This is a genomic window from Lentzea alba (assembly GCF_047445655.1).
GTDB classification, from domain to species: domain Bacteria; phylum Actinomycetota; class Actinomycetes; order Mycobacteriales; family Pseudonocardiaceae; genus Lentzea; species Lentzea alba_A.
Map to the genome: position 1 here is coordinate 1 of NZ_JAJAEG010000006.1, position 11,517 is coordinate 11,517.

General features: G+C 69.3%; 1 protein-coding gene. It reads right to left on the reverse strand.

Annotated elements, in window-relative coordinates; translation table 11 throughout:
- A partial coding sequence (locus LFM09_RS11400) for an SDR family NAD(P)-dependent oxidoreductase (protein WP_414096591.1) occupies positions 1 to 11,511 on the reverse strand: 11,511 nt, incomplete at its 3' end.
- Positions 11,512 to 11,517 lie beyond the last annotated feature (6 nt).

An 11,517-nucleotide genomic window follows, 5' to 3' on the forward strand; every position in this document is an offset into this window, starting at 1 on the left:
CAGCGCGGCGTCCAACGCCTCCGCGAACACCGGGAACGCCTCGTAAAGCTCCCGCCCAGCCCCGATCCGCTGAGCCCCCTGCCCGGAGAACAGGAACGCCAACGGCTTCCCGCCGACTACCCCTTCAGCGACGACCTCACCGTCGAGCAACACCGCCCGGTGCTCGAACAAGGCCCGCGTGGTCGCCAACGAGAACCCGACGTCCACAGCGGACACCCCGCCGTCCACCAACGCCTTGATCCGCTCAACCTGCGCCCGGAGCGCCCCAGCCGACTTGGCCGACACCACCAACGGCACCGCACTCGGCACCGCCGCCACCTGCGGAATCGATCCTGATTGGCCGGCCCCCTGGGGGGAGCCACCCCCCATCCCAATCATCTCAGGCAGGTCTGACAATTCCGGAGCGCTCGGCGCTTCCAAGATCACGTGCGCGTTCGTGCCCGAGACACCGAACGACGAGACGCCCGCGCGGCGCGCGCGGTCCACCGAAGGCCAGGTACGAGCAGACGTCAGCACCTCGACAGATCCGGACTCCCAGTCGACCTGCGTCGTCGGAGTGCCGACGTGCAGGGTCTGCGGCAGCACGCCGTGACGCAGCGCCTCGACCATCTTGATCACGCCGGCGACACCCGCGGCGGCCTGGGTGTGGCCGATGTTCGACTTGATCGAGCCCAGGTAGAGGGGCTCGACGCGGTCCTGGCCGTAGACCGCCAGAAGCGCCTGCGCCTCGATCGGGTCACCGAGCTTGGTGGCCGTACCGTGCGCTTCGACGGCGTCGACATCCGCGGGCGACAGGCCGGCCGAGGCCAGAGCAGAGCGGATCACCCGCTGCTGCGACGGGCCGTTCGGCGCGGTCAGACCGTTGGAAGCGCCGTCCTGGTTGACCGCCGAACCACGCACGACAGCCAAGATGTTGTGGCCGAGCCGCACGGCGTCGGACTGACGTTCCAGCACCAGCAGACCGACGCCCTCACCCCAGCCGGTGCCGTCGGCGTCGTCGGAGAACGCCTTGCAACGCCCGTCAACGGAAAGTCCGCGCTGCCGGGAGAACTCGACATAGGTGGTGGGCGTCGACATCACCGTCACGCCACCCGCCACCGCCAGCGAGCACTCACCCGAGCGCAGCGCCTGCGAGGCCAAGTGCAAAGCCACCAGGGAGGAGGAACAAGCCGTGTCGACCGTGACCGCCGGCCCCTCGAAGCCGAACGTGTAGGAAACCCGGCCGGACGCGATCGAACCCGCGCTGCCCTGCCCCTGATGCCCCTCGAACTCACCACCGTCCAGAATGGACGCGTAGTCGTTGTACATGACACCGGTGAACACACCGGTCGCGCTGCCGCGCAAGGAAGCCGGGTCGATCCCGGACCGCTCCAGGGCCTCCCACGTGGTCTCCAGCAGCAGGCGCTGCTGGGAGTCCGTGGCCATGGCCTCGCGCGGCGACATGCCGAAGAACGCCGGGTCGAACTCCCCCGCCGTGTGCAGGAAGCCACCCGAGATCGAGTAGGTCGTGCCCGCGTGGTCGGGGTCGGGGTGATAAATGCCGTCGACGTCCCAGCCGCGGTTGACCGGGAACTCGGTGATGGCGTCGACACCGTCTGACACCAGCCGCCACAGGTCTTCCGGCGAAGACACGCCTCCCGGATAGCGGCACGCCATGCCGACGATCACGATTGGATCGTCCGAAGTGGACACCAATGCGGGCAGCTGCGAAACCACATCCGCGGCGCCGAAGAGCTCGTCGCGCAGGAAACTCGCCAGCACCACGGCGGTCGGGTAGTCGAACGTCAACGTGGCGGGCAGCCGCAGCCCGGTGACCTCACCGAGGCGGTTGCGCAGCTCGACGGCGGTCAGCGAGTCGAAACCGAGCGACTGGAACGCACGCGACGGATCGATCGTCTCGCCGCCGCTGTGCCCGAGCACCGCGCCGACCTCGGCCCGCACCAGGTCCAGCAACGCTTCGAGGCGACCGGCGTCGTCAAGACCAACCAGCTTCTGCACCAACGAAGCCGAAGTTCCGGAGGCAGCCGTGCGACGTGCGCGAACCTTCACGAGACCCTGCAGCACCGCCGGAACCTCGCCACGCGCCCGGAACACCGGCAGGTCGAGCCGCAGCGGCAAGACCAGCGAAGCGCCGGAGGACAGTGCGGCGTCGAAGAGTTCCACGCCCTCTGCGGGCGTGATCGGCGGCATCCCGGACTTGGCAAGGCGTTCGGCGTCGGCACCGGACAGCATGCCGGTCTCGGCCCACGCACCCCACGCCAGCGACACACCAGGCAGGCCGGCAGCCCGCCGGTGCTCGATCAACGCGTCGAGGAACGTGTTGCCCGCCGCGTAGTTGCCTTGCCCGGACGACCCGAAGACGCCGGCACCGGACGAGTAGACGACGAACGCCGACACGTCGGAAGCCAGCTCGTGCAGGTTCCACGCGGCGTCGACCTTGGGCCGCAGCACGTCCGACAGACGCTCCGGCGTGAGCGACTCGATGACGCCGTCATCCAGCACTCCGGCGGTGTGCACGATGGAACGGATCCGGTTTCCTGCCAGGAGGTTCGCGACGGCGTGCCGATCGGCGACGTCACACGCCGCCACGGTGACCGACGCGTCCAGCTCACCCACCCAGTCTGGCGTCTCGCCGCGCCGGCTGACCAGCACCAGCTCACGAACACCGTGTGCGGCAACGAGATGCCGCGCGATGATCTGGCCGAGCCCACCGGTGCCACCGGTGATCAGCACCGGCCCTTCCAGCACGACGGGTTCACCGGCGGCGATCCGGGCGACGCGCGGCACGAACACCTCGCCACCGCGGATCCGCAACTGCGGCTCGGCACTCGCCAGTGCCGCGTCCGGCACATCGCCGTCGGTCTCGATCAACGCGAACCGGCCGGGGTGCTCCGACTGCGCGGACCGCACCAGCCCCCACACCGCCGAGGCACCCAGATCACCCTGTCGCGTAACGAAAACGAGCTTCTCCGCGCGTTCGGACGCGATCCATTCCTGGATCTTCGCGAGGACAGCGGCGGTCGAGGCGTGCGCGGCCACGACCGGCGAACCCTCCGCCGAAACGTGCTCCACGACGTGAGCCGCCGGAACCGCCTCGGTGAGCGTGATCGGCACCCAGTCCAGCCCGAACAACGCCTCCTGCGCGGCGCTGAGCTGCCGCGCCGACACGGCCCGCGTCACGAGCGATCCGACCGTCGCCACCGGCGCACCGGTGGTGTCGGCGATCGCGATCTCCATGGAGGTGTCGCTGGTGGTCCGCAGGCGCACGCGCAACGCCGTGGCACCAACCGCGTGCAGCGCAACGCTTTCCCACGAGAACGGCACCGCGCCCTCGGTCCGCTGGTCGGCGAACGCCACCGCGTGCAGCGCCGCGTCCAGCAACGCCGGGTGGATACCGAAGCCGGCAGCGCTCACGTCCTCGGGCAGCGCCACCTCGGCGAACACCTCGTCGCCCAGCTTCCACGCCGCGCGCAACCCCTGGAACGCGTGCCCGTAGTCGAACCCGAGCTCCGCGAACCGCTCGTACGCACCCTCGACCTGCACCGCCTCGGCCCCGGCAGGCGGCCAGCTCGCCGCGTCGAAGTCCGCGGCGCTGACCCCGGACGCCAGGAACCCGGCGGCGTGCTCGGTCCACGGCAGGTCGCTGTCCTCAGGACGGCTGTGAATCGCGACGGCCCGGCGCTCACCCTCCGCGCCAACCCGGATCTGCACCTGCACAGCACCCGACTCGGGCAACACGAGCGGGGCCGCGATGGTCAGCTCGTCAACACGATCGAGTCCCACCTCGTCCGCCGCCCGCAACGCGAGCTCGACCAGCGCCGCACCGGGCACGAGCACCTTGCCGTGCAGCGAGTGGTCCCGCAGCCACGGGTGCGTGCGCAGCGACAGCCTGCTCGTGAACAGCAGGCCCTCTCCCCCGGCGAGCTCGACAGCGGCTCCCAGCAGGGGGTGTTCGACCGCGCCCAGGCCGGCCGACCGGACATCCGAGCGCGTGGAGACCTCAGGCCAGAACGTTCGCTGCTCGAACGCGTAGGTCGGCAGGTCGATCTTCCGTCCATGTTGACAGAACCTGCTCCAATCAACATTGACGCCGTCAACATTGATTCGGCTCAATGCCGTCAACATTGACTTGACCTCGTCAACATTGCGGCGCACCGCGGGCACGCAGCCGTCCACCATCGCGGACAGCACGCCATCAGGCCCGATCTCCAGGAACTTGACGTCACCCAATCGCGTGACGTTGTCGTGGAACCGGACGGTGTCGCGAACGTGGTCGACCCAGTAGTCGACGTTGTCCACAGAACCGGATGTCGACATGCGGATGTTCGGCACGTTGAACGTCAGCCCGCTGATCGCCTCGCGGAAGTCGTCCAGCATCGGCTCCATCAACGGCGAGTGGAACGCGTGCGAGACCTTCAGCCTCTTGTTCTTCCACTTCGACGCGATGGCGAGCACTTCTTCTTCGACGCCGGCGATCACGACGGACCGCGGCCCGTTGACCACCGCGATCGACACTCCGTCAGTCAGGTGCTCACGCACCTTCTTCTCGGACGCGACCACGGACACCATGGCCCCACCGGCAGGCAACGCCTGCATGAGCGAGGCACGCGCGCTCACCAGCAGGCAGGCATCCTCAAGGCTCAAAACCCCGGCAACGTGTGCGGCGGCGATCTCACCGATCGAGTGGCCCGCGATGCGATCGGGCTTCACGCCGTAGAACTCGAACAACCGGTACAACGCCACCTGGAACGCGAACAGTGCGGGCTGCGTGTACCCGGTCTGGTTCAACGTCTCCTGGTCGTCGCCCCACATGACGTCACGCACGGCCGGGTCGAGGTGCTGCAACGCGCCGTCGAGCGCCTCGGCGAACACCGGGAACGCCTCGTACAGCTCACGCCCCATGCCGGTCCTCTGCGACCCCTGCCCGCTGAACAGGAACGCCAGCTCCCCGGTCTTGGCGACACCCTTCGCCAGCACCTCACCGTCGAGCATCACCGCTCGGTGGTCGAACTGAGAACGCGTGGTCAGCAACGAGAACGCGATGTCCGCCGCGTCCCCAGGCCATTCCTTGATCCGCTCGACCTGGGCTTCCAACGCCTCCGCGGACTTGGCCGACACCAGCCACGGCACCGCACCCGCCGTGCCCGACCTGTCAGCGGCCGCGCCGAGCCCGCCACCCGCGCCCGATTCGCCGCTCGGGATCGATTCGGATTGGCCGGCCCCCTGGGGGGAGATACCCCCCATCCCAATCATCTCAGGCAGGTCTGACAATTCCTGGCCGGCGGAAACCGACGCAGGCGCCTCCAAGATCACGTGCGCATTGGTGCCCGAGACACCGAACGACGAGACACCCGCGCGACGCGGACGGGAAACCGAAGGCCACGAGGTCGCGGAGGTGACCAGCGAGACGTCGCCCGCGGTCCAGTCGATGTGCGTGGAGGGCTGGTCGACGTGCAGCGTCGCGGGCACGACGCCGTGCCGCATCGCGTGAACCATCTTGATGATGCCGGCGACACCGGCAGCAGCCTGCGTGTGGCCGATGTTCGACTTGATGGAACCGAGCAGCAGCGGCGAAGGACGATCCTGGCCGTACACAGCCAAAAGCGCCTGCGCCTCGATCGGGTCACCCAGGGTCGTACCGGTGCCGTGGGCCTCGACGACGTCGACATCAGCAACAGACAGACCGGCAGAAGCCAGAGCAGAGCGGATCACGCGCTGCTGCGACGGACCGTTCGGGGCCGTCAACCCGTTCGAAGCGCCGTCCTGGTTCACCGCCGAGCCACGCACGACAGCCAAAACAGTGTGGCCAAGACGCAGGGCATCCGACTGACGTTCCAGCACCAGCAGACCGACACCCTCGCCCCAACCGGTGCCGTCAGCCGCATCGGCGAAGGATTTGCAGCGCCCGTCCATCGCGAGGCCGCGCTGCTTCGAAAAGGCCACGAAAGAGCCCGGCGTCGACATGACGGTCACACCGCCGGCCAGGGCCAGCGAGCACTCGCCGTTGCGCAAGGCAGAAGCGGCCAAGTGCAGGGCCACCAAGGAGGAAGAGCACGCGGTGTCGACGGTGACCGCCGGGCCTTCAAGACCGAACGTGTAGGCGACACGGCCGGACAGCACGCTCTGCGCCGTGCCGGTGCCTTGGTAGCCCTCGAAGATGTCGTCGGACACCAAAGTCGAGTAGTCGTTGGACATCACGCCCGCGAACACACCGGTCTTGGAACCGCGCACCGAAGCCGGGTCGATGCCCGCACGCTCGAAGGCCTCCCAGGCCGTCTGCAGCAGAAGCCGGTGCTGGACGTCCGTGGCGAGGGCTTCGCGCGGGGACATGCCGAAGAAGTCCGGGTCGAACGACGGGGCGTCGTGCAGGAAGCCGCCCTGCATCACGTGGGTCTTGCCCGCGGCGTCCGGATCGGCGTCGTACAGGCCGTCCAGGTCCCAGCCGCGGTTGGACGGGAAACCGGTGACGCCGTCGCGCTCCTCGAACACCAGACGCCACAGGTCTTCCGGCGACGAGACACCGCCGGGGTAGTGGCAGGCCATGCCGACGATCACGATCGGGTCGTCGGAGACCGCGGCAGTCGAGATCTCCGGCACGAAAGCTTCTGAGCCGAACAGCTCGTCCAGCAGGTAGGAGGCGAGAGCGCCGGCGGTCGGGTAGTCGAAGATCAGGGTGGCCGGCAGGCGGATTCCGGTGGACGCGGTCAGGCGGTTGCGCAGCTCGACAGCGGTCAGCGAGTCGAACCCGAGGCCCTGGAACGTGCGCGTGCGGTCCACTTCGGACGCACTGCCGTGGCCGAGCACCGCGGCCACCTCGGCAGCGACGAGATCCAGCAACGCTTCGAGGCGAGCGTCGGAATCGAGCCGCGACAACGAGGCAACCAGGCCGTCCGCCGCAACAGACTGAGCAGCACGACGTTTCGGGGTCTTGATCAGGCCGCGCAGCAACGGCGGCGGCGCGCCCTGAGCGCGCAACGCCGGAAGATCCAGTCGCAGCGGCAGCAGGAAAGCATCCGAACCGGCCACACCGGCGTCGAACAGCGCCAGGCCTTCCGAAACCGTCAACGGAGGCATGCCGGAACGGGCGATGCGCTGCATGTCGGCGTCCGACATCGCCGCGGTCATGCCCGAGGTCTGCTCCCACGCGCCCCACGCCAGCGAGACGGCGTGCTGGCCGGCGGCACGGCGCACGCGCGCCAGGGCGTCGAGGAAAGCGTTGGCAGCGGCGTAGTTCGCCTGACCGGCACCACCGAACGTGCCCGCGGCCGACGAGAACAGCACGAAAGGAACGTCAGGCAGCAACGAGTGCAGGTGCAGCGCAGCGTCAGCCTTCGGGCCCAGCACCACGGAGATGCGCTCAGGCGTCAAAGACTCGACAACACCGTCGTCCAGCACCGCGGCTGCGTGCACCACACCGCCGACGGAGTGCCGCGACAGCAACGACTCCAGCGCCGAGCGGTCCGAGACGTCGCACGCCTCGACGATCACGTCCGCGCCAAGCTCCTGCAATGCCGAGACGTCGGCGGAACCACTGCGCGAAACCAGCAGCAACTCGCGAACACCGTGCTCTGCCACCAGATGCCGGGCCACCAGCTGACCAAGCCCGCCAGTACCACCGGTGATCAGCACCCGACCGGACCAGGTCAGCCGCTCAGTCGGCAGAGCGGCCCGCGCAAGCCGTGCCGCCAGCACGACACCGTCGCGGATCGCCAGCACAGGCTCGTCGGTCGTCAACGCGTGCGGCACCGCATCGTCCGACGCCTGGGACGAGTCCAGGTCCACCAGGACGAAGCGGCCGGGGTGCTCGGACTGCGCCGACCGCACCAGACCGCGCGCGGCGGCCGCGGCGAGATCGTCGCCAGCCACCGCACCGCGCGTCACGAACGCCAGCCGGCCCGAAGGCCGCGTCAAGAACTCCTGGATCAGCGCGAGCACCCGCGAGCAGGTCTCGCGCACATCAGTGCCGGTAACAGGAACAACCGTCAGATCGGCGTCTGGCTGCCCGTCGAACCCGACCGGCAGCTCGACCGGCGCCCACTCGACGCGGAACAACGAGTCCCGCTCCACCCCGGAACCCAGCTCGTCAACGGGCACCGGACGCGTCTGCAGCGCCTCGACGGACGCCACGGGAGCACCGGTCGCGTCGGCGACCGCGATCTCCATCGAGCCGTCCTCGCCCCGCGACAACCGCACCCGCACCGCGGAAGCACCCGAGGCGTGCAGCGAGACGCCCTGCCACGAGAACGGCAGTCCGCCCCGGCTGATCGAGCCCAGGTCACCGAACCCGGCGGCGTGCATGCCGGCGTCCAGCAGCGCCGGGTGCAACCCGAACGCGCCACCGTCGACGCCTTCGGGCAACGCGACCTCGGCGTAGACGATGCCGTCGCCACCACGCCACGCCGCCTGCAGGCCCTGGAAAACAGGCCCGTAGTCGAAGCCCATGTCGGTGAAGCGCTCGTACGACCCCGCGATGTCGACCGCCTCGGCACCGGCGGGCGGCCACACCGAGGCGTCGAACGACACAGCGGAGGCGCCCGACCCGAGCACACCGGAAGCGTGCTGAAGCCAAGGCGAGTCAACAGCGCCCTCAGCACGAGAGAAGATCGCGACAGACCGGCGTCCGGCAGAGTCAGCAGCACCAACGGAAACCTGCACCTGCACAGCCACGTCAGCCAGCACCAGAGGCGCGGCGAGCGTCAGCTCCTCAACGCGCGAGCAACCCACCTCGTCCGCCGCCCGGACCGCGAGCTCCAGGAACGCGGTGCCGGCGAACAGAACACGCCCCATCACCACGTGATCAGCGAGCCACGGGTGCGTCGCCAGCGACAGCCGGGACGTGAACAGGTGCCCGGCCGAGCCCGCCAGCTCCACCGCCGCTCCGAGCAGCGGATGCCCGACCGCACCGAGCCCGGCGCCGCGCACGTCACCCGACGACGTCGACGGGCGCGGCCAGAACCGCTGGCGCTGGAACGCATACGTCGGCAGGTCGACCCGAGCCGCCCCGCAGCCCTCGAACAACCGGCCCCAGTCAACGGAAACACCGGAAACGTGCAGGCGCGCCAGACCGGAGACGAAGGCGAGCTCCTCGCCCCTGTCCTTGCGCAGCACCGGAACCGCGCCGTCGACCAGCGCCGACAGCACCCCGTCCGGCCCGATCTCGACGAACGTCCGCTCCCCCAGCGCCGTCACGTTGTCGTGGAACCGCACCGCGTTCCGCACGTGCGAAACCCAGTACTCGGGCGAAGTCACGTCACCGGAAGCCTGGAACGGGATCGAAGGAGCGTTGAACGTCAGCCCGGAGACGGCCGAGCGGAAGTCAGCGAGCATCGGCTCCATCAACGGCGAGTGGAAGGCGTGCGACACGGAGAGCCGCTTCGTCTTGCGGTCCTCGAAACGTCCTGCGACCGCGAGCACTTCCTCTTCAACCCCAGCAACGACGACCGCTGAGGGCCCGTTGACCGCCGCGATCGACACACCGGAGGTCAGGAACGGCGCGACCTCGTCCTCCGTCGCCTGCACCGCGATCATCACGCCACCCGCGGGCAGCCCCTGCATCAGCGTCGCCCGCGCGGTCACCAGCGCACACGCGTCTTCCAGCGACAGCACGCCCGCGACGTGCGCGGCGGCGATCTCGCCGATCGAGTGGCCCGCGACGTGCTCCGGCACGATCCCGAACGACTCCATCAGCCGATACAGAGCCACCTGCAACGCGAACAGCGCGGGCTGTGTGAAGCGCGTCTGCTCCAAAGCGATGGCGTCCGAACCCCACATCACCGACCGCAGCGACGGATCGAGGTGCGAGAGCACGGAGTCGAAAGCGGAAGCGAAGACCGGGAACCGCTCGTACAGCTCGCGTCCCATGCCGAGGCGCTGCGATCCCTGGCCGGAGAACAGGAACGCGAGCGTGTGCTCGTCGGCAGCCACGCCGCGTGCGAGCTCCGTGCCGTCCGGCAGCACCACGGCACGCTGCTCGAACGAGGCTCGCGCGGTCGCCAGCGTGAACGCGATGTCCAGGGGCGACAGGGAGTCCACGACCGACTGCAACCGAACCCGCTGCTCTTCCAACGCGGCAGGAGTACGTCCGGACAGAACCCAAGGCAGCACAGCAGGAGCGGCAGCCTCCGGACGACCTTCAACTGCCGGCGCCTGCTCCAGGATCACGTGCGCGTTCGTGCCCGAGACACCGAACGCGGAGACACCAGCACGCAACGGCCGGTCGACGGAAGGCCACGGGCGGGCGTCCGCCAACAGCGATACGTTGCCCTTGGTCCAGTCGACCTGAGTTGAGGGCGTGCCGAGGTGCAGCGTCTTGGGCAGCAGTTCGTTCTGCAGCGCCATGACGACCTTGATCACACCGGCGACACCGGCCGCGCCCTGCGGGTGACCGATGTTGGACTTGACCGACCCGAGGTAGAGGGGCTCAGCACGGTCCTGTCCGTAGACAGACAGGATCGCCTGCGCCTCAATGGGGTCACCCAGCGTCGTGCCCGTGCCGTGTGCCTCGACTGCGTCCACATCGGACGGCGCGAGGCCACCGTTCTGCAGCGCCTGGCGGATGACGCGCTGCTGCGACGGGCCGTTCGGCGCGGTCAGGCCGTTGGAAGCGCCGTCCTGGTTGACCGCGGAGCCGCGCACGACCGCGAGGATCTTGTCGCCGGCCCGCTGAGCGTCGGAAAGCCGCTTCAGCACCAGCACGCCGACGCCCTCGGACCAGCCGGTGCCGTCCGCGTCGTCGGAGAACGCCTTGCAGCGCCCGTTCCCGGCGAGTCCGCCCTGCGAGGTGAAGGCGGCGAACCCGGCGGGCGTCGTCATGACCGCGACACCACCGGCCAGCGCCAGGTCGCACTCACCGGCACGCAGCGCGGAGGACGCGAGGTGCAGCGCCACCAGTGAGGACGAGCAGGCGGTGTCGACGGTGACGGCGGGCCCTTCCAGCCCGAGCAGGTAGGAGATGCGGCCGGACAGCACCGAGGCGGCGAACGCGGTCGTGGCGTAGAGGCCGACGTCCTCGCCCGAGCGCGAGAGCAGGTCGGCGTAGTCCTGCGAGGTGGTGCCCATGAACACGCCGGTCTTGGTGCCGCGCAACGACTGTGCGTTGACCCCGGCCCGTTCCAGCGCCTCCCACGCGGTCTCCAGGAGCAGACGCTGCTGCGGGTCCATGACCACGGCTTCCCGGGGCGAGATGCCGAAGAACCCGGCGTCGAACGACGCCGGGTCTTCGAGGAAGCCACCTTCGATCGTGGCGGTGTCGAGCTCGGAAACGTCCCAGCCGCGATCGGAGGGGAACCCGCCGATCACGTCCCTGCCTTCGGCGACGACCTGCCAGAGGTCCTCCGGCGAGGCCACCCCGCCGGGGTACCGGCACCCGATGCCCACGATCGCGATCGGTTCCACCGCTGCCGCGATCAGCTGCTGGTTCTGCTTGCGCAGCCGGTCGATCTCCTTCAGTGACGACCGCAGAGCCTCGACGTACTGGTTAGCAGAGGTGGTCATCGCGCTTCCTTCTCGGATCGCCCG